Origin of the sequence: Variovorax sp. J22R115, from assembly GCF_030317005.1 — a bacterium.
Taxonomy (GTDB): domain Bacteria; phylum Pseudomonadota; class Gammaproteobacteria; order Burkholderiales; family Burkholderiaceae_C; genus Variovorax.
This window is the reverse complement of record NZ_JASZYM010000010.1, coordinates 58216-77816: the sequence shown is the minus strand read 5'-3', so window position 1 is coordinate 77816 and position 19601 is coordinate 58216. Positions and strand designations below refer to the sequence as shown.

Annotated in this window: 23 protein-coding genes; 13 read left to right on the top strand and 10 right to left on the bottom strand. The window is 65.1% G+C overall.

What is annotated here, in order from left to right:
• The first annotated feature begins 87 nt into the window (after positions 1-87).
• The gene (locus QTI04_RS18540; protein WP_286616946.1) at positions 88-1083 is read left to right on the top strand and encodes a succinylglutamate desuccinylase/aspartoacylase family protein; all 996 of its coding nucleotides are present in this window, start codon (positions 88-90) and stop codon (positions 1081-1083) included.
• A gap of 117 nt (positions 1084-1200) precedes the next feature.
• A complete protein-coding gene (locus QTI04_RS18535) occupies positions 1201-1494 on the top strand; it encodes a hypothetical protein (protein WP_286616945.1) in 294 nt (97 codons plus the stop codon).
• On the opposite strand, the gene QTI04_RS18530 is transcribed toward QTI04_RS18535, so the two are convergent.
• Positions 1488-3278: a carboxylesterase/lipase family protein gene (locus QTI04_RS18530; RefSeq protein WP_286616943.1), complete on the bottom strand. Its 1791-nt coding sequence runs from the start codon at positions 3276-3278 to the stop codon at positions 1488-1490. The two genes, QTI04_RS18535 and QTI04_RS18530, sit on opposite strands and share 7 nt — an antisense overlap.
• 172 nt (positions 3279-3450) lie before the next feature.
• Between QTI04_RS18530 and QTI04_RS18525 the strand changes: the two genes are divergently transcribed.
• On the top strand, positions 3451-4662 hold the full coding sequence (locus tag QTI04_RS18525; RefSeq protein WP_286616941.1) for a serine hydrolase: 1212 nt from the start codon (positions 3451-3453) through the stop codon (positions 4660-4662).
• Here QTI04_RS18525 and QTI04_RS18520 read toward each other — a convergent pair.
• A complete protein-coding gene (locus tag QTI04_RS18520) occupies positions 4651-5088 on the bottom strand; it encodes a PaaI family thioesterase (RefSeq protein ID WP_286616939.1) in 438 nt (145 codons plus the stop codon). The genes QTI04_RS18525 and QTI04_RS18520 overlap by 12 nt on opposite strands.
• 34 nt (positions 5089-5122) lie before the next feature.
• The gene (locus QTI04_RS18515; protein WP_286617117.1) at positions 5123-6406 is read right to left on the bottom strand and encodes a lytic murein transglycosylase; all 1284 of its coding nucleotides are present in this window, start codon (positions 6404-6406) and stop codon (positions 5123-5125) included.
• Positions 6407-6621: 215 nt separating this feature from the next.
• Here QTI04_RS18515 and QTI04_RS18510 point away from each other — a divergent pair, with 215 nt between their 5' ends.
• Positions 6622-7596 carry a tripartite tricarboxylate transporter substrate binding protein gene (locus QTI04_RS18510; RefSeq protein WP_286616938.1) on the top strand — a complete coding sequence of 325 codons (975 nt, stop codon included), beginning with the start codon at positions 6622-6624 and terminating at the stop codon, positions 7594-7596.
• Between the two features lie 18 nt (positions 7597-7614).
• Here QTI04_RS18510 and QTI04_RS18505 read toward each other — a convergent pair whose 3' ends face one another.
• Positions 7615-8535, bottom strand: coding sequence for a hypothetical protein (locus tag QTI04_RS18505; protein WP_286616936.1), 921 nt, complete (start codon positions 8533-8535; stop codon positions 7615-7617).
• Between the two features lie 214 nt (positions 8536-8749).
• Here QTI04_RS18505 and QTI04_RS18500 point away from each other — a divergent pair, with 214 nt between their 5' ends.
• Positions 8750-9436, top strand: coding sequence for a redoxin domain-containing protein (locus tag QTI04_RS18500; protein ID WP_286616934.1), 687 nt, complete (start codon positions 8750-8752; stop codon positions 9434-9436).
• Between the two features lie 7 nt (positions 9437-9443).
• On the opposite strand, the gene QTI04_RS18495 is transcribed toward QTI04_RS18500, so the two are convergent.
• The 5 genes from QTI04_RS18495 to QTI04_RS18475 form a co-directional block, all read right to left on the bottom strand.
• Complete coding sequence (locus QTI04_RS18495) at positions 9444-10190, bottom strand: N-acetyltransferase (protein ID WP_286616932.1); 747 nt, start codon at positions 10188-10190, stop codon at positions 9444-9446.
• 9 nt (positions 10191-10199) lie between these two features.
• Positions 10200-11240 (bottom strand): hypothetical protein, encoded by a 1041-nt coding sequence (locus QTI04_RS18490; RefSeq protein ID WP_286616931.1) that lies wholly within the window; start codon positions 11238-11240, stop codon positions 10200-10202.
• Positions 11241-11659: 419 nt separating this feature from the next.
• Complete coding sequence (locus tag QTI04_RS18485; protein ID WP_286616929.1) at positions 11660-12106, bottom strand: SRPBCC family protein; 447 nt, start codon at positions 12104-12106, stop codon at positions 11660-11662.
• Between the two features lie 102 nt (positions 12107-12208).
• Positions 12209-12619 (bottom strand): hypothetical protein, encoded by a 411-nt coding sequence (locus QTI04_RS18480; RefSeq protein ID WP_286616928.1) that lies wholly within the window; start codon positions 12617-12619, stop codon positions 12209-12211.
• Between the two features lie 51 nt (positions 12620-12670).
• Positions 12671-12868, bottom strand: coding sequence for a hypothetical protein (locus QTI04_RS18475; RefSeq protein WP_286616926.1), 198 nt, complete (start codon positions 12866-12868; stop codon positions 12671-12673).
• On the opposite strand from QTI04_RS18475, the gene QTI04_RS18470 reads away from it, so the two are divergent.
• A complete protein-coding gene (locus tag QTI04_RS18470; RefSeq protein ID WP_286616925.1) occupies positions 12861-13097 on the top strand; it encodes a hypothetical protein in 237 nt (78 codons plus the stop codon). The two genes, QTI04_RS18475 and QTI04_RS18470, sit on opposite strands and share 8 nt — an antisense overlap.
• Positions 13094-14086, top strand: a complete 993-nt coding sequence (locus QTI04_RS18465) for a hypothetical protein (protein WP_286603560.1) — start codon at positions 13094-13096, stop codon at positions 14084-14086. Before QTI04_RS18470 ends, QTI04_RS18465 begins: the two co-directional genes overlap by 4 nt.
• 6 nt (positions 14087-14092) lie before the next feature.
• Here the strand turns inward: QTI04_RS18465 and QTI04_RS18460 are convergent, their stop codons facing one another.
• A complete protein-coding gene (locus tag QTI04_RS18460; RefSeq protein ID WP_286603559.1) occupies positions 14093-14695 on the bottom strand; it encodes a phenylacetic acid degradation protein PaaY in 603 nt (200 codons plus the stop codon).
• A 166-nt stretch (positions 14696-14861) separates the two neighbouring features.
• On the opposite strand from QTI04_RS18460, the gene paaG reads away from it, so the two are divergent.
• The 6 genes from paaG to paaC are packed head-to-tail and all read left to right on the top strand — an operon-like array spanning position 14862 to position 19595.
• A complete protein-coding gene (gene paaG / locus QTI04_RS18455) occupies positions 14862-15662 on the top strand; it encodes a 2-(1,2-epoxy-1,2-dihydrophenyl)acetyl-CoA isomerase PaaG (protein WP_286616924.1) in 801 nt (266 codons plus the stop codon).
• Positions 15663-15668: 6 nt separating this feature from the next.
• Positions 15669-16118 carry a hydroxyphenylacetyl-CoA thioesterase PaaI gene (gene paaI / locus QTI04_RS18450; protein WP_286603557.1) on the top strand — a complete coding sequence of 150 codons (450 nt, stop codon included), beginning with the start codon at positions 15669-15671 and terminating at the stop codon, positions 16116-16118.
• 21 nt (positions 16119-16139) lie between these two features.
• A complete protein-coding gene (gene paaK, locus QTI04_RS18445) occupies positions 16140-17459 on the top strand; it encodes a phenylacetate--CoA ligase PaaK (RefSeq protein WP_286616922.1) in 1320 nt (439 codons plus the stop codon).
• 24 nt (positions 17460-17483) lie between these two features.
• The gene (gene paaA, locus QTI04_RS18440; RefSeq protein WP_286616920.1) at positions 17484-18494 is read left to right on the top strand and encodes a 1,2-phenylacetyl-CoA epoxidase subunit PaaA; all 1011 of its coding nucleotides are present in this window, start codon (positions 17484-17486) and stop codon (positions 18492-18494) included.
• 11 nt (positions 18495-18505) lie between these two features.
• On the top strand, positions 18506-18811 hold the full coding sequence (gene paaB, locus QTI04_RS18435; protein ID WP_286603554.1) for a 1,2-phenylacetyl-CoA epoxidase subunit PaaB: 306 nt from the start codon (positions 18506-18508) through the stop codon (positions 18809-18811).
• A gap of 10 nt (positions 18812-18821) precedes the next feature.
• Positions 18822-19595: a 1,2-phenylacetyl-CoA epoxidase subunit PaaC gene (gene paaC / locus QTI04_RS18430; RefSeq protein WP_286603553.1), complete on the top strand. Its 774-nt coding sequence runs from the start codon at positions 18822-18824 to the stop codon at positions 19593-19595.
• Positions 19596-19601: the final 6 nt, after the last annotated feature.

Below are 19601 nucleotides of genomic sequence, written 5' to 3'. Positions count from 1 at the left end.
CTCCTGTGACATGCCCCAGGTTGTCGCACGGTATGGCGGCAAACACGGTAGGACCGCCCTACGACGCGTTGTAGGATGGCCGACGAGATGACAGCCCCCCGCACCGAGTCCGCCGCCAACGACACCCTTCGCATCCACGGCTTCTCGGCCTTGCAGCCCGGGCCGCGGTTGATCGTGCTGGGCGGCGTGCACGGCGACGAGACCTGCGGCACCATCGGCATCGAACGCGTGGTCGCCGAGCTGGATTCGGGGGCATTGCACTTGCGGTGCGGACAACTGACTCTGGTGCCCGTCGCGAACCCGCTCGCGCGGCGGCTGCTGAGGCGCGAGGGCGAACGCAACCTCAACCGGCTGTTCCGTCCGACCCAGCCGGGCGACGAGCCGGCAGACTACGAAGCCCGCATCACCAACCTGCTGTGCCCGCTGCTCGACCGGCACGAGGTGCTGCTGGATCTGCATTCGTTCCAGAGCGAGGGCGAAGCCTTCGCGATGATCGGCCCGCGCAACAACACCGGCACGCTCGAACCCTTTGCGCGCGCTTTCGAGGAAGGCCAGCTTGCGCTCCACCTCCGGACCTCGCGCGTCGTCGAAGGCTGGCTCGACATTTACGCCGCGGGGCTCGCTCAGCGAGCGGGCGGGCAACCGGCGGACGATGCCGCACTGGCCTTCGGCTGGGGCACCAACGAGTACATGCGCAGCCGCGGCGGCTACGGCGTCACGCTCGAATGCGGGCAGCACGAGGACCCCGCCGCGCCCGATGTGGCGCATGCGGCCATTCTTTCGGCGCTGCGCCTGCTGGGCATGATCGAGCTCGATCCGGCCGCGCAGCCGCCTTCGCCGCCCGCGCTGCTGCGGCTCGTCAGCGTGACCGACCGCCATCACGAGGACGACCAGTTCGTGCGCGAGTGGGCCACCTTCGATCCGGTCGCCAGCGGCGAGCCCATCGGCGTGCGCGAGGACGGCAGCGTTCTGCATGCCGACCGCGATGGCTTCATCGTGTTTCCGAATGCGGAGGCACTGCCGGGCACCGAGTGGTTCTATTTCGCCGTGACCAGCGATCGCGATCTGACGCGGCAGGGCTAGGTGAGGTGCAGGGCAGATTGCTCCTACATCGCGCATCCCTTCGCCCTGACATTCATATTGCGCCCGGACTCCATGCTTCATTCGAAGGCTGTCAATCCTGGCAGCAAAGGAGTCTCGATGAATTTATACAGTCTCGATGCGACGCCAACCGTCGCGGACGAAGTGAGTGCGGTCGTGGATGACGCACAGGTGATCGCCAAGACGCTGCCGGCGAAGCGGCTTGCCGAGCCCGCCCGTACCCTGAGGGGGCTTTGGGATCAGGCGCTCGATACGACGTGTGCTTTCGTCGACAGGCAGCCCATGCAAGCCGTGATGATCGCCGCGGCAGCGAGTTCCGTGCTGACCCTGTTCCTGACCAGGGGCCGCCCGCGGCGGGAACGCGTGACTGGGCGCTCCTACGATGCCTATTGAAGTGAAATGACCTTGCCCGTCGGAGTGGCGTCGAAGATGAGCGTCGAGGGCCAGGGGCGCCAGGTGACGCCCAGGGCGGCCGGCGCGTTTGGATCGCCCCGTCTGGCAAAGGCGCCCAGACTCTTCATCATCGCGTCGGACAGATCCAGCCGGCCCGGCTTGTTGGCCGTGGAATTCGCGACGTTCGAGAACAGCGAGGGTCCGAAATTGCCGAAGATGAAGGACAGGTCGAACGCGTGCGCAGCGCCGTAAATGTCATTCCAGGGCGCTGGCTCCTCGTCCCAGTCGAAGCGGTAATACCAGACGTCGTTCTGCTGCGCCTTGAGCGCGTTGAGGACGTTGTCGCGGCTCGCGATGAAGAAGAGCTGGTTCAGCAGGTCGGTCCTCGCGTTGAAGCCCGTGACCGGCGTCGCCACCGGAAGGTATTGCGCCGGAATCCACTGCTCGATGCTCACCGTGGGCGGGCCGTCCGGCTGGTAGCTGAACTGCGTTGAAAACAGCGTTGCATCGTTCACCAATCGACCGCTGACGCCACCGAGCGCAGGCGAAAGCGCCAGGAAGCTGGGGAACAGCTTGGCTTCGTCACGTGTGTTTCCCGCAAGAACAGGCACGCGCAGATAGTTGCCGGCCTGGATCGCGGCGATCGGGTCGACCGGCACCACGATGCCGTCGGGGATCGGACCCGATCCCGCCAGTCCGAGCAGCGATAGCTTGGTAAGTAACGTGGTGAAGAGCGCCGCCGGACTCTTCGAGCGCAGATAGGCCGCGATCTGCTCGGGCGTCTGGCTGGCCGCGTAGGCGGCGGCCGACGCGGCATCGGTGGCGAGGCCGTCGGCGATCAGCTGGTTGCTGAGCAAGGCACTGCCCTGGGCCACGTATGTCGATTGCGGACTGAGCGTGGGGAAGCGGCCTGGGGGCAGGTTCGTCGCCAGCGATATGCCGCCGCTGAGCGGCACCACGCGATGGAAGAGGGGGTGACGCGCGTTCGTGACCAACGGGGAGGTCTGCAGCGCGTAGACATTGATGGCTCCCGCCGATTGGCCCATCAGGGTGATGTTGCGCGGGTCGCCGCCGAACGCATCGATGTCGCGGCGAACGAACTCGAGCGCCTTGATGATGTCGAGCAAGGCGAAGTTGCCGGAGTCTCCCACGCCATTCGTGCCGGCCTTGAGTTGCGGCAGATCCAGGAAGCCGAAGATGCCGACGCGGTAGTTCACCGTCACGACGACCGCATGCGCCGCCTTGGCGAGCGCGGCCCCGTCATAGACCGGGTCCGCCGTGTAGCCGGACACATCGCTGCCGCCGTGGACGAAGACGATCACGGGCAGATCGTCGTCCTTGTCATTGCCGCGGCCCCTGTCGTTGTCCCTGTCGCGACCCTTGCGGTCATCCTTCGCCGGACGCCAGATGTTCAGATACAGGCAATCCTCGCTGCCAACCGCCTGGTTCAGCGTGGTGCCGATCGTCGCGTCATGGCGGTTGTTGGCGCCGGGGCCATAGATGCGGCCGTACTGCGCACACGCATTGCCGAACTGCTGCGTTGCCCTCGTCCGATTCCAGCGGTCCGGGTCGACCGGGGCCTTCCAGCGCAGGTTGCCCACGGGCGGCTTCGCGAAGGGCACACCTTTCCATGCGTAGGTTCCTGAGACGTCGGAATCGTCGACGCCGACGATCTTCCCGAAGTGCGTGTTCCGCTCGAGGTCCGCCGTGCGCCCGTGCGCCCAGCACGGTGTCTGAGAAAGAAGCGCGGCACACGCCGCTACCCACCAGGCAGTACGCATCATGGTCTTGTCTCCTCCAGAAGGCCGCAACGGTAAGGGCCGCAGATGGGGGCGCCTACCGGGGAAACCCGACTCGCGGCGTGCGCGAAGCCTGCACGCCCTCTGCTGCGCACGAAACGAAAAGGCGCATCGTGTCCAATCCGGTCTATCGTCACCGTCGTTCAGGAGGTAGGAGATGAAGATCAAGACGATCGCCCTCGGGGCGCTGGTCGCCCTCGCGGCAATTGGAAGCGTGGGCTGGTTCAGCCTCGACAAGGAGACGCGCGGACTGCTGGCGACGCTGCCCACCAACCGCGACCTGCTGTTCTGGAGCCAGCCCCAGCGCGATGCGGCATTTCGAGCACTGGATCGGCTGCCCATACTGGCGAAATCGCGCATCGTGAAGGCCGGAGACCATCCGATGCCGCTGCCTCCGGGCCCGCCGTTGAAGCTGCCGCTCGACCTCGACGCCTACATGGCCGGCCAACGCAGCGCGGCCCTCCTGATCTTGCATGACGGAAAGCTCCGACTGGAGCGCTACGGCCTGGGCTTCGACGGCAGCGGGCGGTGGACGAGCTTTTCGGTGGCCAAGTCCATCACCTCCACCTTGGTCGGCGCCGCCATCCGTGACGGCTTCATCCGGAGCATGGAAGACAAGGTCAGCGACTACATCCCCGAGATGAAAGGTTCGGCGTACGACGACGTCAGCATTCGTCAGCTTCTGACGATGACTTCGGGCGTCCGATGGAACGAGGACTATGCCGATCCGAACTCGGACGTGGCGCGGTTCAACAACCATCAACCCGAGGAAGGCGTCGATGCACTCGTGAGCTACCTTCGACGTCTTCCGCGCGAGGTGCCGCCCGGCACGCGCTGGAACTACAGCACCGGAGAAACCAATCTCGTCGGCATCCTGGTCGGCCGGGCGACGCAAAGGCCCTTGGCGTCGTACCTCTCGGAGAAGGTCTGGGCGCCAGCCGGCATGGAGCAGCAGGCCACCTGGCTCCTCAGCCGAACCGGCCAGGAGATCAGCGGCTGCTGCATTCAGGCTGCGACACGGGACTTCGCGCGCTTCGGGCTCTTCATTCTCAACGGTGCCCGTGTCAATGCCCAGAGCATCGTGCCGGAAGGCTGGCTGGAATCCGCCACGACCGAGCGCGCGAGCATCGGCCGGCCCGGCCGCGGCTACGGTTACCAGTGGTGGACATACGCCGACGGCACCTTTGCAGCGCGCGGCATCTTCGGCCAAGGCATCTTCATCGATCCGAAGCGCAAGCTCGTGATCGCGTCCAACGCCGACTGGGCTGGAGGCGCGACGGACCGCACCGCGAGCGAGGCGAGAGAGACCTTTTACAAGGCGGTGCAGAAAGCCGTCGATGACGAGGCTGCGGCCGGGTCAGGCAGCTGACGCTTCCCGCTGAACGTTGACAACGGTGGCCTGCATGAAGGCGACCACCTTGTGGGCATCCCCGGTGCCGGAGAAGGCCCGGACTTCGCCAGAGCAAACGGTAAGAAGCTTCCCCGCGTTCTGCACCCGGCCGATCGCCAGGAAGCGATGGCCGACGGCGGGCCGCACGAAGTTGATCTTGAACTCCGCCGTGACGACCTCGAACCCGGATGGCGCCTTCGTCAACGCTGCGTACCCGCATGCGCTGTCCACGATGCTCGTGACCGCGCCGGCATGCACATACCCATGCTGCTGAGAAAGGCCGATCGAGAACGGCATCTCGATGTGAACCTCGCCATCTGCGATCAGGGCAAGCCTTGCACCGATCGTCGACATCAGCCCTTGTGCATGGAAGCTGTCCGCGATTCGTTTGTGGATTTCGGTCATCGGGGTGTCGAGTGGATGAGAGGGAAGGCCAAGGCTAGCGCTGCTGCAGGCGCTGAAGCAACTCCGCGCTCGGATAGCCGTCTGCAGGCAAGCCGACACTGCGTTGATAGCCGCGCACGCCTTCACGGGTTGCGGGGCCCATCACGCCATCGGGCGCTCCGCTGGCAAAGCCGCGCTGGTTGAGCGCGGTCTGGAGTTCGATCATCTGGCTGCGCGAGAGAGCAGCCAGATCGCGCGGCCAGGGCGACTGCACGTCGGGGCCGCCGGCGAGGCGTTGCGCGAGGAGACTGACGGCCAGCGCGTAGCTGGTCGAGTTGTTGTAGCGCAGGATCGCCCGGAAGTTCGGCCCGACCAGGAAGGCCGGCCCTCGCGCGCCCGCAGGCAGCAGGATCGTTCCGTCGGCGAACTCCGGCAGTGGCTGACCGCTCACGGCCTGCACCCCCTCGGTCGCCCACTGAGCGGAGGGCTGGCGCACCGCGGGGTCGGCGCGGCCGTAGTCGAAGCCAGTCGGCAAGCGAACCTCTACGCCCCAAGGCTTGTCCGCCTGCCAGCCCGAGCGCGAGAGAAAGTTCGCGGTCGAAGCCATGACGTCGGCCATGCTGCCCCAGATGTCGCGCCGGCCGTCGCCGTCGGCATCCACTGCGTAGGCCAAAAAGTTCGATGGCAGGAATTGCGTCTGGCCCATGGCGCCCGCCCAGGAGCCGATCATGTGTTCGCGGTCGATGTCGCCCTTGTCGAGGATCTTCAATGCCGCAAGCAACTGCTGACGCGCCCAGTCCTCGCGGCGCCCCTCGAAGCCGAGCGTCGCCAGCGCGTCGATGGTGGGCGTGCTGCCGTAGTTGCCGCCGTAGTTGCTTTCCATGCCCCAGATGGCGACCAGGATGCTCGGCGGCACGCCATAGCGCCGGGCCGCCGCATCGGCTTCGGCGCGCACCTGCAGCAGTTTGTCCTGGCCCAGCGCGACGCGTTGGGCGGTCACGGTGTTGTCAAGGTAGTCCCAGACGGTCCGCGTGAACTCGGGCTGCGCGCGGTCGAGCTCGATGACGCGCGGCAGGAACTGGACGTTGTCGAATGCGGTGCGCAGCGTCGCCTCGCTGATGCCGCCTGCGCGCGCGCTGGTGCGGAAGTCCGCGACCCATTGTTCGAAGCCCTTGTTCAATTCGGTGTCGCTCGCAGCGGCTGGCGCCGGCTTTGGCGGCGGGAGCGCTGTTGCGGCGCGCGCGCCCGCGGTCGATGGCGGCGATGGTGCTGCGGATGGCGCCGTGGATGGCGGGGAAGCGCATCCTCCCAGAAGGAGAAGGGCGATCGCAGATGCCATCAGGGCCAAGCGCGAGGCACTGGAGAACCTCGGCGACGGAAAGAGGATTCGGTGCATGACCGGGATTCTCACCTCCGTGCGGGGACCGCGAAGTTCGCCATTCCCCAGCCCGAGGGTAGGAAATGGTCACCAATTCGCCAGCGCGCATCAGGATTTCCGCGAGGAGCCATTGCGCCGCGGAACTGCGAAGCTCCGCCGGCTATCAGGAGACACCTATGCAACGTCGAATCATGCTATGCGGGGCCTTCGTTGCTGCCGCTTCTGCCGTGATGCCCCTCCAGGCACAGGACAAGTGGCCCAGCAAGCCCATTACCTACATCGTGCCTTTCGGGGCAGGAGGAACCACCGACATCCTGGCGCGACTGGTCACGACCAAGGCGGCGACCTCGCTGGGCACGAGCTTCGTCATAGAGAACAAGCCGGGTGCGGGCGGAGGAATGGGAACCGACTTCACGGCGAAGGCCGCGCCGGACGGCTACACCATCCAGGGCGGCACCATCAGTTCGCACGCCATCAACGTGAGCCTGTATTCGAAGCTGCCCTACGACCCGATCAAGAACTTCCAGCCGATCACGATGATCGGATCCATGCCGAACGTGCTGGTGGTGCGCGCCGACAGCCCCTTCAAGACCGTGCAAGACGTGGTCGCGGCCATCCAGGGCAAGCCCGGCACCATCAGCTACGCCTCGTCGGGCAACGGCACTTCGCAGCATCTCTCCGGCGTGTTCTTCGAGCAGACCAGTGGCGGCAAGATGGTGCACGTGCCGTACAAGAGCAGCGCCGAGTCCTTGAATGGACTGCTCTCCGGCCAGGGCCCCGAACTCATCTTTGAGAACCTGGCGCCGGCGCTGCCGCAGATCAGGGCAGGCAAATTGCGCGCCCTGGCAGTCACGTCCGAGAAACGCGCCGCACAGCTGCCGGAGATTCCAGCGATTGCGGAAACCATGCCCGGATTCAGCGTGGTCTCGTGGCAGGCGATCTTTGCGCCCGCGGGCGTGCCGAAGCCCATCGTCGACAAACTCTCGACCGAGTTGATCAAGGTGGTGAACGACCCCGAGGTGAAGTCCAAGCTGGTGGAGCAGGGCATTGAGCCCGGAGGCATGACGCCTGCCGAGTTGGCGGCCTTTCAGAAGCTCGAAGTCGACAAGTGGGCGCGTGTCATCAAGGCGGCGAACATCAAGCTGGATTGAGCGTGAAGCCGCGGCAACTCAGCCCGCCTGCACGGCAACGAGCCAGAGCTGCGCCCCCTGCTGCGGGGTCGAGATCCAGGTCACGTTGTAGGTGCCGGCCACGCCCACCTGCCTGACGGCAACGGCGCACTGCACCAACGCACCGGCCCTCAGTACCGAATCGACCACCGTGAAGCCGTTGTTGGGGACAGCCGTCTTGTCCAGGTCGACACCCGCATCGCCCCACCACCATGCGACGAGCAGCGCGGGGCCGGTGGTGGTGACACTGGCACTGGTCAAGGGTTGACCAGACAGCACCTCGCGCCACTGCACATCGCGCACGGAGCCACCACTGGTGATCTCGATCACGCTCAGGGTCGTTTCGTCGGTGACTTTCGGCTTTGCCACGGTGACCGCGTGACCGGCCACGCCTTGGGCCTTCTCGCAGGCATACAAGGCCGTTCCCGAGCTTGGCCAGAGCGTGTAGATGTGCGGCACATCGAGTTGGACGAAGGCATTGCCCGCGTTGTCCGTCGGCGTGCCGGCAGCAAGCAAACCCCGCCCGACGCAGGTCAACAGTGTGCTTCCGGTCGTGCGCGTGGACATGCCCGGCGTTGACAGCGACGGGGACGTCACGCCGTCGAGATTGAAGTTGAGTGCATGGGCGCCGAGGGACGGCGCTTCGGGTGCGGGTGCAGGCCCAGGCGCGGGCGCGGGGGCGGGCGCAGCTCCAGGTGAAGGCGCAGGCGTCGCTGAAGGCGGAGATGGAGGAGGTGCGGCAGCGGCGGGAGCAGGCACAGGTAGGGCGAAAGATGACGACCCGCCGGAACCCCCGCCGCAGGCTGTGAGTGTTGCGCTTCCAGATGCCATGCTGACCGCGGTGAGCGCCCACATGCGGCACAACAGGGTGCGGCGCTCGGTCAGCAGGGCAAGTTCGGCACCGTCGAGCGATTCGTTCATGGAGCCACTCCGTTCTCTGCAGTCTGCGATTGTGACAACGTAGCCTTCGAACCAACTCACACCATGGGTCATTCACGATCGTTCCTGTAATCTTCGACCGCGAGCGCCGTGTCGCAGAGTCTGGCCCGCCTGGCCGGGCGTTGTGCCTTGCCGTCACAAGTGATACGGTCAAAATTCTGTCCCTTGCCTGGACGATGCGCAAAGGAGATGTTCAATGGGAGAACAGAGGCGTCCTCTGCAACCGGGAGACCCTGCACCCGCGTTCGCCCTTGCCGCGGCCAACCGCGAGGGCATCGTCTCCCTGGACAGCTTGCGCGGTCGCGCGATCCTCATCGGCCTCTATCGCGGGCTGCATTGCCCGTTCTGCCGGCGCCAGGTGCTGCAGCTGGCCGGCGTGCAGGATGCCTTGCGCCCCATGGGCGTAGAGACCCTCGCCGTGATCAACACTCCGGTGGACCATGCCAGGCTGTACTTTCGCTACCGGCCGACGCCGGTAACGCTCCTGTGCGATGCGGATTGCGTCACGCACCACGCCTTTGGTGTGCCGTATCTGGAGTTCCTGCCTGAAGGCGGCGGCGAGCGTTCCGAATGGCCCTATCGCGCAAGCATGGCGCAGTTCGAGGCGGCACGCATCAATCCGACCGGCGAGTTGCCCGAAGCGGTGCAGCCGATGGAAGCCAACGCCGTCTTCAACGCCAAGGACGGGTTCGAGCTCGACGACATCGACAGCGCCATCTTCGAGAGCCACGGCACTCAGCTCGTCGGACACTTCCTGATCGATGCCGCTGGCATCGTCCGCTGGGTGCAGATCGAGGCGCGTGACGGCCCGAACAGCCTGTGCGTTTTTCCGGATGCGGAGCAGATGGTCGCCGCCGCCCGCAATCTCGAGGAGCCAGCCTGAGAGTCCTTCAAGCGCCCGGCACCCGGTAGTGATAGCGGTAGAGGTCCTCAAACCCCAGGTCGGCGTACAAGCGCCGCGCGGGTGCGTTCTGTTCGCGCACCTGGAGGTAAGCAGAGCTCGCGCCCTCTTCGCGGCCCCAATTCATTAGCGCGAGCGTCAGCGCGCGACCGTGACCGCGCCGGCGCTGGGTCGGCTTTACCACGATGTCATACAGGCCAACCGCGCCACGTTCCAGCACGGCCAGCCCGAAGCCAATGGCTTCACCCTGTTCATGCAGGGTGGCGAAAGCGCTCGGCAGCGCGATGGAGCGCACCATGGCACGGTGCAATTCATCCTGCAGGGCTGTCACGCCATTGGCTGCGTTGATGCCTTCCAGCCAGGCAGGCGACGCCGCGCTCGAAATGCTCACGGAAGGATGCCGCGCCGCGGCGGCCAGCGACGCACTGGCTACCTGCGTCGGGTCGAAGAGCGCGTAGCCCGCATCCGCCAACTCCTTGTCCGCCCCGGGAGCCGCCAACGGAGAGAGGCGGAACACGACCGGAACGCCATGCCGCTTGTAGAAAGCTTCGGCTGCCCCGCGCACGCCTTCGAAGGATGCGCCTGGGTCTGCGGCATTAGCCGAGTTGGCTCGCTTGGTATAGCCGCCGGCCAGGCGAAACAGCCAGCCATTGAAGAAGACGGTCTGCACCGCAGGCCACGCGTTGAAGCTGCGTTCTTCGAGAGCACGGATGGTGATGAGGTCGAGGTGGGTCATCGCAAAGGTTCAGTGGCCAGACATTTTCTGCGGCCGCGTTCCATCGGCGTAGCGGGGCGGCGCTGGCTTGATGGTCAACACGACGTCGAAGAACTCGCTGCTGCCGTCGTCGTTGTCGCTGACCATGGCACCGGTGGCGCGACGCCGCCCCGTGTGCGTCAACGCAATGGACTCCACCTTGGTCTTGAGCGGCGCCCCGGCCTTAGAGACGCGCTGCGCGCTTCGGGTCAGGTCCAGTGGCGCGCCTTCCATCAGCATGGACAGCGGGATCAACCCCAGGTAGCTGCCCAGCACTGCACCATCGTCGTAGGCGTTGCCGGACCCCTCCACGGAAGCGGTGTAGACCAGGCTTTCCATCTCGGGCCAGTAGTCGGCACCCGAGAATCCCGCCTCGATTCCCATCAGTCGCGGCAGCATGGCTTCATGCAGACGGATGTCCGCGATCTTTTCGGCCTTGCCGGTCATGTAGGCCATGAGGTCGCTGAGCGCAACCTTGAAAACAATGTTGCGGACCGCGTTGCCCCGGTTGAAGAAATAGGCATCGTCGTGGGTCAGGGCCAGGGCCTCGATGTTGACCGCCTGGCCACCCTTGAAGCCCGCGAGGGCGGCGAAGTCCCGGTACAGCACGGCCATGTCGCGTCGATGCGGGTCCGATTTGCCATCCGTGGGGACCAGGAGTCCGGCTTCCCGCGTCCCCCTCTTGCCGCCCGAGCCCAGAATCAGGTTCCAGACGGCCCCGTTCCACACGACAGTGGCCATCGCCTCGTAGTCCGGCTTGATGTCCTTGGCGATGCGGCCGTTTTGTTGAACCGGAAAGTCCTGCAACATGGAGCGATCGGTGATCGCGAACTTCCGATTCAGCGTGAACAGATAGGGGGAATCGTCCCCGACCACGAAATACCTTCCCGCGTGCCAAGTCATGCCGGAGCCAGAAGGAAGCCCCTTCTTGACCACGGGCCCGGCGATGCGGATGTCGACGTCGATGTCGGCGGCATGCGAACTCCACGCGAACATGGCCAGCACCAACGAAGCGGCAACACTCTTGATCATGTCAGCCATCCCTCTTGAAAAGAGGCCGCGAGCATAGCCCGAGAAGTCCGGGGCACGATGATCCAGTGCCTGTTTAGTGAGCATCGCGTTCGGACGCACTGCTGGAGCCGATCCCCCGCCTTTTGCATGTCGTTGTCCACAGGTCTGTCCACGGTCCACGTGGAGAAAATCCGTCCGACGGCCAGAGCAGGACGCAAACGAAAAAGCCCGCACGGGGCGGGCTTTTTGGGAAAGTGGTCGTGGGCACTTACGCGGCCCACGTTACGGCACATTCACATGCAGGAGTCACCTATAGTTTTTCTCGTCGTGGTGGCTCTTGTCCGACGTGCCGCCGTGAGAATCGGCGTTGCCTGCGCAGGCACCTCGAAAGGTCTGGCCGTTTCGAGGGAGGGCGGATTGTATCAGAACGGGCGAGCGCCTCAGCCCGGAATGTTCGGCTCGACCAACTGGGCCAGCGCGACAAGCGACTCCTGCCATCCCAGGTAGCACATCTCAGTAGGGATCACATCGGGGATGCCTTCCTGCACGACGGATATTTCGGTGCCACAGGACACTGGGGTCAGCGTCACGGTGGTCTTCATCGTGCCCGGCAGGTTGGCATCGTCGAAGGCCGCGTCGTATGCAATGCGCTGGCCGGGGACAAGTTCCAGGTACTTTCCGCCGAACGAGTGGCTGTGGCCGGTACCGAAGTTGGTAAAGGACATGCGCCAGGCGCCCCCGACCACGGGCTCCATGGTGTGGACCTGGCCGGTGAATCCGAAGGGTGGCAGCCAGCGCTCGAAAGCGCCGGGTTCCACGAAGGCACGGTAGAGCCGGTCCGGCGAGGTGCGCAGCACGCGGTGCAGACGGACGGTGTTGGTAGCCATGATTGCTTTCTCCTGAAGTGCGGAGGATGACCCTCCACTGACACGTCGAATGAGCCGGCGGGAAATCGACATGCCGCAAGCTCGCAGCCTACCTCGCCGGGGCTACCGGCTCAACGCGATGAGACTCCATACGATCGCCACGAGCTGGGCGACGTTGATCAGGATCGCGGTGATGTGTGTTCTGCGGAATCCTGGAATGGCATCCATGTAGTTGGACTGGATCTGCGCTCCGAGCGCGTCCATCTTGGGAATGACCTTCCTGCGCAGGACGATGGCAATCAACGCCAGCGCCGCGGCACCCGCCGCAAGCCCTGGGCGACCCGCAACCGCATAGCTGATCGCCGTTGCAGTCGCAGTAATGAATGCGGCGACGTAGTAGATGTTGAAGAAGCCACGCACAAAGCGGGCGTCCAGCGGCGAGTCATGCTTCAGGATCAGAAGTGGAATGGAGCCCATGATGAAGTAGGCCGTCGTGACGAGGAGTGCGACCGTAAAGCCCAGGGCGGCAAACATGGCAGCAGGCATCTTGATTCTTCCTTGAGGCGGTTCACGGCCGATTTCACCTCAGCGCCGCGATGGGGCGGATGCCTTGGCGGCCCGCCGATAGGTCCAGATCATGGCGGCCAGGCCCGCGAATGCGCCGATCGCCGCGGCGACGGCTGCCGCAAACAGCAATCCCGACACATGCTCGTCCGCCGCGAGAACTGCCAACACCATCGTCGCGGCCCAGAGACCGCCCCAGCGAAGGATGTACATGTCCATGTACGTCTTGAGCCAGACGTTGTTCCGGCGCCGGATCTCCTCGGCCTCCGTTGGTGAAGCGTCCGCCGGCACCTGCTCCAGCAAGCTGGTGGGCGACCAGAAGCGTTTCCAGATCGAGGGAGGGCGGGCCGGTGGTGGGGTCATCGGGACCGAGATTACCCCGCCGCGGACATCACTCGGCAAGGCGGAACATCTCCACCTCTTGATGGATGCACACCCGTTGTCTTGAGCCTAGCGTTCGTCTTCAACATCGAGAAGGCCACGATGCGCATCGCATTCACTTCATGCATGACGTCCTTTCACTTTCCGGTCCAACCGGTCTGGGACGAGATTGCTGCCGTAGATCCCGATGTCCTCGTGCTCCTGGGCGACTCGGCCTACTACGACGCCGACGGCTCCAGCATGTCGGCTGTGAAGTCGATGAGCGCGTTTGGATTCGCGACGCACGCCCACGGCCGCATCGAGAAGCAATTGCGTGTCGCCAACTTCCAATCGCTGGTTGCCCGCCCCGGCCTGACCACCTACGCCATCTGGGATGACCATGACTTCATGTTCAATGGAGCGTGCGGGGCCCAGATTGCGCGTCAGCCGGACTTGAGTCCCTTGATCGCGCCGAGTCGCGCAATCTTCAACGCGTACCGAGCGGCCTTGGCTTCGCGCCTGGCTCCGGGCAGCTTTCCCCGCGGGCCACCCGGCTTCGACAAGACCACGCCGGCGCCGGGCTACGGCAATCATCTGCTCGGCGAAGGCGTGTTGCTGCACTTGACCGATGGGCGCAGCTTCAAGAAGAAGGGCGGCAAGAAAGCATTGCTGGGCACGGAGCAAGTGGCCGCCATCGAGGCCGCATGCGAAGCGGCTGATGGGTCCACTGTCCACCTGATCGCCTCAGGCATCGCGTTTGACGCTCGAAACGGCGAAACCTGGCTCGACTGCGAGGACGAGTACGAGTGGATGCTGAAGCTGGCCAGGAAGCACCGGGTGCTGATCTTGAGCGGAGACATTCACGACAACAACCTTGCGACTTATCAACTCGGTGGCGGCAAGAACCTGTTCGAAGCGACCTCTTCGGGCGCGGCGATTGCCACGGCTGTAACGATCGGAGCGGTGCAGCGCAACTGGGGGCTGCTCGATATCGATGCTGACAGCGTTGGAATCCAGATTTTCAAGTCCGGAACACTGCAGTACCGCGGGACCATTGAACGCGGCCAGTGGCAGTAGCCCGCATCACCCCCGCTTCGTCGCAATCAACGGCTTCACATCCGGCGCCTGCACTCGCGGCCGATCGGCCTCGATCTCAGCCAGCGGTTCCACCTTCTTCATGCTCGCGAGACTGCGCCGCGTGAGGTCGTGGTACGTGCGCGTGCCTTCCAGCTTCCACGCCACTTCCTGATCGCTCAGTTCGCGTATCACCTTGGCCGGCATGCCGGCCGCGAGTGATCGCGCGGGAATCTTCTTGCCCGCAGGCACAAAAGCGCAGGCGGCCAGGATGGCCGCTTCGCCGATTTCAGCGTCGTCCATCACGACTGCGTTCATGCCGACCAGCGCGTTGCGCCGCACGATGCAGCTGTGCAGCACCGCACCGTGGCCGATGTGGCCGTTTTCCTCGACCACCGTGTCGTGCGCGGGAAAGCCGTGCACGACGCAGGTGTCCTGCAGGTTGGAGCCGCGCTCCAGCACGATGCGCCCGAAGTCGCCGCGCAGCACGGCGCACGGCCCGACGTAGCAATCCGGGCCGACGATGACGTCGCCGATCAGCACGGCTTCCGGATGCACATAGGCGCTCGGGTCGATGACCGGCACCACCCCTTCGATGGAATAACAAGGCACGGCTGTCTCCGTTATCAGGTGAGTGAGTGGGCGCCAAGGGTTTACCCCAGCGAGATGGGACTTGCGTCCCGTCGAAGTCAATCCTAAGATAAACCGACCGGTCGGTCAATAATACAAAGAACCCGCATCGACACGGCAGCTCCCATCCCCACACTGGAGACACAGCTTGTCCGATTCACTCGTCCTTGCCTCACGAGAAGGCCCGGTTCTGACCCTCACGCTGAACCGCCCTGCCGCGCTGAACAGCTTCACAAGTGCCATGCACGAAGAGCTTCGTGCCGCGCTCGATGCCGCCGCGGCCAACGCCGAAGTCCGCTGCATCGTCCTCACGGGCGCCGGCCGCGGCTTTTGCGCCGGACAGGATCTGGCCGATCCCATGGTCGCACCCTCTCCCGCCGGCGAACCGGCCAAGGATCTCGGACGCACGATCGAACTGCTCTACAAGCCTCTCGTGCAGCGCCTGCGCGCGATGCCCGTCCCGGTGGTCGCGGCCGTCAACGGCGTCGCGGCCGGTGCGGGCGCGAACCTCGCCCTGAACTGCGATCTCGTGCTGGCCGGCCAGTCCGCGAGCTTCATCCAGGCCTTCGCCAAGATCGGCCTCATTCCCGACACCGGAGGCACGTGGCTCCTGCCGCGCATCGTGGGGCGCGCGCGTGCCATGGGCCTCGCGATGCTGGGCGACAAGCTGACCGCCGCCGAGGCCGAACGTATCGGGCTCATCTGGAAATGCGTGGACGACGCGGCGCTGGCGGACGAAGTCAGCAAGCTCGCGCAGCGCCTTGCCGCGATGCCCGTGAAGGCGTTGGCCGAAACACGCCGCGCCATCGATGGCGCCCAACGACTCACGCTCGAAGAAGCCCTCGACGAAGAAGCCACCGTGCAGGCCGCCCTCGGCCGCGCGCACGACTACCTCGAAGGCGTCGCGGCTTTCTCCGCCAAGCGCGCACCGACCTTCACCGATCGCTGAACCGATATGTCCGCACTTCCTTCCGAACGCACGGCCCAGCAAACCGCAGAGATGGTCCGAGAGCGCATGTACGCCAACGACCGCGCCGTCCAGGGCCTCGGCATGGATGTCGTCGAAGTCTCGCCGGGCCACGCCACCGTCACCATGACCGTGCGCGACAGCATGCTCAACGGCCACGAGATCTGCCACGGCGGATTTCTCGCAACGCTGGCAGACACCGCGTTCGCATATGCCTGCAACTCGTACAACGAACTCACTGTGGCCTCGGGTTTCTCGATCGACCTGATCGCTCCCGCGCGCCATGGCGACGTCCTCACCGGGCGCAGCTTTGAGGTGTCGAAGGCCGGCCGCACCGGCGTCTACGACACCGAGATCACCAACCAGCGGGGCGAGCGCGTGGCCATGTTTCGCGGTCGCTCCTACACCATCAAAGGCAAGCCGGCCGTGGCCGAGTGAAGCGCCCGAGGAGACACACACATGCCCAAGAAACAACCCGCCCCCGGTGAACTCGACGCCATCGAGACTGCCAGCCGCGATGAGGTCCAGGCGTTGCAACTGCAACGCCTGCGCTGGTCGCTCAAGCACGCTTACGACAACGTGCCTCACTACCGCAAGGCATTCGACGACAAGGGCGTGCATCCGGACGATCTCAAGCAGTTGAGCGACCTCGCGAAGTTCCCCTTCACGACGAAGAAGGACCTGCGCGACAACTATCCCTTCGGCCTCTTCGCGGTGCCGCGCGAGCAGGTGTCGCGAGTCCATGCATCCTCCGGCACCACAGGCAAGCCCACCGTCGTCGGCTACACGAAGAACGACATCGACACCTGGGCCTCGCTGGTCGCGCGCTCGATCCGCGCTGCGGGTGGCCGTGCCGGTGACATCGTGCACATCGCGTACGGCTACGGCCTCTTCACCGGTGGCCTCGGCGCGCACTATGGTGCAGAACGCCTGGGATGCACCGTCATCCCGATGTCGGGCGGCCAGACCGAGAAGCAGGTACAGCTCATCCGCGACTTCAAGCCGGACCTCATCATGGTCACGCCCAGCTACATGCAGGTGATCATCGAGGAGTTCGTGCGGCAGGGGCTCGATCCGCGCGAAAGCTCGCTCAAGGTCGGCATCTTCGGCGCCGAACCGTGGACCGAGGCGATGCGCCACGAGATCGAAGGCAAGGCCGGCATCGACGCGGTCGACATCTACGGTCTCTCCGAGGTGATGGGCCCCGGCGTCGCGAGCGAATGCATCGAGACCAAGGACGGCCCGGTGGTGTGGGAAGACCACTTCTATCCCGAGATCATCGACCCCGAGAACGGCGAAGTTCTACCCGACGGCTCGGAGGGCGAACTCGTCTTCACATCGCTCACCAAGGAAGCGCTGCCGATCATCCGCTACCGCACGCGCGACCTCACGCGCCTGCTGCCGCCCACCGCGCGCTCGTTCCGGCGCATGGGCAAGATCGTCGGCCGCTCGGACGACATGCTCATCATCCGCGGCGTGAACGTGTTCCCGACCCAGATCGAGGAGATCGTCCTGCAGCACGCCAAGCTCTCGGGCCAATACCAGATCAACGTGAGCCGCGACGGGTTGCTGGACTCCGTCGAAGTGCGCTGCGAGCTGCAGCCGCTCGCGGCACCGAGTACCAGCGCCGACGAAGTGCGCGAGATCACGCAGTGGCTCCAGCAGCGGATCAAGACCCTGGTCGGCATCACGACGAGCGTGACCGTCCTCACACCCGATTCCATCGAACGCACGCTGACGGGCAAGGCCCGCCGGGTGATCGACCAGCGACCGAAATAAGGCCCCGCGCCTGAAAGGAACCTCATGTACACGCAAGCCATGGACACGATGGGCAAGGACGACGGCAGCAAGAAGGCCGTTCGCTCCGCCGAGGAAATGCAGCTGGAGCAACGCTTCGACGCACGCATTGATGAGGGCGACTTCATCGAGGCCAAGGACTGGATGCCCGAGCACTACCGCAAGACGCTGGTGCGGCAGATCAGCCAGCACGCGCACTCCGAGATCGTCGGCATGCTGCCCGAAGGCAACTGGATCACGCGCGCGCCCACGCTCAAGCGCAAGGCCATCCTGCTCGCCAAGGTGCAGGACGAGGCAGGGCACGGGCTCTATCTCTATTCGGCCGCCGAGACGCTGGGCACCTCGCGCGACCAGATGGTCGACGCGCTGCACACGGGCCGCGCCAAGTACAGCTCGATCTTCAACTACCCCACGCTGACCTGGGCCGACATGGGAACCATCGGCTGGCTGGTCGACGGCGCGGCGATCATGAACCAGGTGCCGATCTGCCGCTGCTCGTACGCACCGTATGCACGCGCCATGATCCGCATCTGCCGCGAGGAAAGCTTCCACCAGCGCCAGGGCTTCGAAGCACTGCTGACGATGATGCAACAGGGCACCGAGGCGCAGAAGCAGATGGTGCAGGACGCGGTCAACCGCTGGTGGTGGCCGTCGATCATGATGTTCGGCCCGCCCGACGACCAGTCGCCCAACTCGGCGCAGTCGATGCGCTGGGGCATCAAGCGCTTTTCCAACGACGACCTGCGCGCCAAGTTCATCGACGCCGCCGTCGACCAGGCCAAGGTGCTCGGCGTGACCCTGCCCGACCCCGAGCTCAAGTGGAACAAAGAGCGCGAGCACCACGACCACGGCCCCATCGACTGGAGCGAATTCTGGCGCGTCGTTGGTGGCGACGGCCCCTGCAACCGTGAACGCCTCGGTGCCCGCGTCAAAGCGTGGGACGACGGCGCCTGGGTGCGCGAAGCCGCGCTCGCCCACGCCGCCAAGCGCGCGACTCCTCAACCTCTTGCTGCCTAGGAACAACTTTCATGAGCACCCCCGATACCTCCACCGCCGCCGAATGGCCCCTCTGGGAAGTTTTCGTGCGCAGCAAGTCCGGCCTCGACCACAAGCATTGCGGCAGCCTGCATGCGGCCGATCCGAAGATGGCCATCCAGATGGCCCGCGATGTCTACACGCGCCGCCAGGAAGGCACCAGCGTGTGGGTCGTGCGCTCGGACCAGATCGTCGCGAGCGACCCGGCCGACAAGGACATGTACTTCGACCCGATGGAAGACAAGGTCTACCGCCATCCCACCTTCTACCGGCTGCCCGGCTCGGTAGATCACATGTGAGGATGCCGTGATGCAAGGTTCCATTGCCATCGACCAGAGCCCGAGCGTGCAGTACCTGCTGCGCATCGGCGATACCTGCCTGATCCTCGGCCAGCGCATCGCGGAGTGGTCCGGACATGCGCCCATCCTCGAAGAAGACATCGCCATGTCGAACATGGCGCTCGACCTCATCGGCCAAGCCCGCGCGGTGCTCACGCATGCGGGCAAACTCGAAGGCCGCGGGCACGACGAGGATCAGTTGGCGTTCCTGCGCGATGAGAAGGACTACCGCAATCTCACGCTCGTGGAGCTGCCGCGCGGCGACTTCGCCTTCACCGTGCTTCGCAACGCGATGGTCTCCACCTGGATGAAGCTGCTGTGGGAGCGCCTGCGCGATTCCAGCGACGCCGAGCTGGCCGGCATCGCCGGCAAGGCGATCAAGGAGGCGCGCTACCACCAGCAGCATGCGGCCGACTGGGTCGTGCGCCTGGGCGACGGCACGGACGAATCCCGCCAGCGCATCGAGAAGGCCTTGCGCGAGCTGTGGCTCTATGTGCCTGAAATTTTCGAATCCGACGCGGTGGACGATGCCGCACAGGCGCAGGGTCTGGGTCCGCGCTGGTCCGATTTGCGGGAGCCCTGGCTGGCGGAAATGGACACCATCCTCGATGAGGCCACGCTGACCCGCCCCGACGAGGCGGCCTTCCGCAGCACCGGCAAGCGTGGTGTGCACAGTGAGCACATGGGTTACATCCTTTCCGAGATGCAGCACCTGCAACGCGCATTTCCCGGAGGTGTGTGGTGAGCGCGC

What these genes read in the sequence shown, in the direction of transcription:
- QTI04_RS18540 (WP_286616946.1), top strand. Translation starts at nt 88, where the DNA reads ATGACAGCCCCCCGCACCGAGTCCGCCGCCAACGACACCCTTCGCATC.
- QTI04_RS18535 (WP_286616945.1), top strand. Translation starts at nt 1,201, where the DNA reads ATGAATTTATACAGTCTCGATGCGACGCCAACCGTCGCGGACGAAGTG.
- QTI04_RS18530 (WP_286616943.1), bottom strand. Translation starts at nt 3,278, where the DNA reads ATGATGCGTACTGCCTGGTGGGTAGCGGCGTGTGCCGCGCTTCTTTCT.
- QTI04_RS18525 (WP_286616941.1), top strand. Translation starts at nt 3,451, where the DNA reads ATGAAGATCAAGACGATCGCCCTCGGGGCGCTGGTCGCCCTCGCGGCA.
- QTI04_RS18520 (WP_286616939.1), bottom strand. Translation starts at nt 5,088, where the DNA reads ATGACCGAAATCCACAAACGAATCGCGGACAGCTTCCATGCACAAGGG.
- QTI04_RS18515 (WP_286617117.1), bottom strand. Translation starts at nt 6,406, where the DNA reads ATGGCATCTGCGATCGCCCTTCTCCTTCTGGGAGGATGCGCTTCCCCG.
- QTI04_RS18510 (WP_286616938.1), top strand. Translation starts at nt 6,622, where the DNA reads ATGCAACGTCGAATCATGCTATGCGGGGCCTTCGTTGCTGCCGCTTCT.
- QTI04_RS18505 (WP_286616936.1), bottom strand. Translation starts at nt 8,535, where the DNA reads ATGAACGAATCGCTCGACGGTGCCGAACTTGCCCTGCTGACCGAGCGC.
- QTI04_RS18500 (WP_286616934.1), top strand. Translation starts at nt 8,750, where the DNA reads ATGGGAGAACAGAGGCGTCCTCTGCAACCGGGAGACCCTGCACCCGCG.
- QTI04_RS18495 (WP_286616932.1), bottom strand. Translation starts at nt 10,190, where the DNA reads ATGACCCACCTCGACCTCATCACCATCCGTGCTCTCGAAGAACGCAGC.
- QTI04_RS18490 (WP_286616931.1), bottom strand. Translation starts at nt 11,240, where the DNA reads ATGATCAAGAGTGTTGCCGCTTCGTTGGTGCTGGCCATGTTCGCGTGG.
- QTI04_RS18485 (WP_286616929.1), bottom strand. Translation starts at nt 12,106, where the DNA reads ATGGCTACCAACACCGTCCGTCTGCACCGCGTGCTGCGCACCTCGCCG.
- QTI04_RS18480 (WP_286616928.1), bottom strand. Translation starts at nt 12,619, where the DNA reads ATGTTTGCCGCCCTGGGCTTTACGGTCGCACTCCTCGTCACGACGGCC.
- QTI04_RS18470 (WP_286616925.1), top strand. Translation starts at nt 12,861, where the DNA reads ATGTCCATGTACGTCTTGAGCCAGACGTTGTTCCGGCGCCGGATCTCC.
- QTI04_RS18475 (WP_286616926.1), bottom strand. Translation starts at nt 12,868, where the DNA reads ATGGACATGTACATCCTTCGCTGGGGCGGTCTCTGGGCCGCGACGATG.
- paaI (WP_286603557.1), top strand. Translation starts at nt 15,669, where the DNA reads ATGTCCGCACTTCCTTCCGAACGCACGGCCCAGCAAACCGCAGAGATG.
- paaK (WP_286616922.1), top strand. Translation starts at nt 16,140, where the DNA reads ATGCCCAAGAAACAACCCGCCCCCGGTGAACTCGACGCCATCGAGACT.
- paaA (WP_286616920.1), top strand. Translation starts at nt 17,484, where the DNA reads ATGTACACGCAAGCCATGGACACGATGGGCAAGGACGACGGCAGCAAG.
- paaB (WP_286603554.1), top strand. Translation starts at nt 18,506, where the DNA reads ATGAGCACCCCCGATACCTCCACCGCCGCCGAATGGCCCCTCTGGGAA.
- paaC (WP_286603553.1), top strand. Translation starts at nt 18,822, where the DNA reads ATGCAAGGTTCCATTGCCATCGACCAGAGCCCGAGCGTGCAGTACCTG.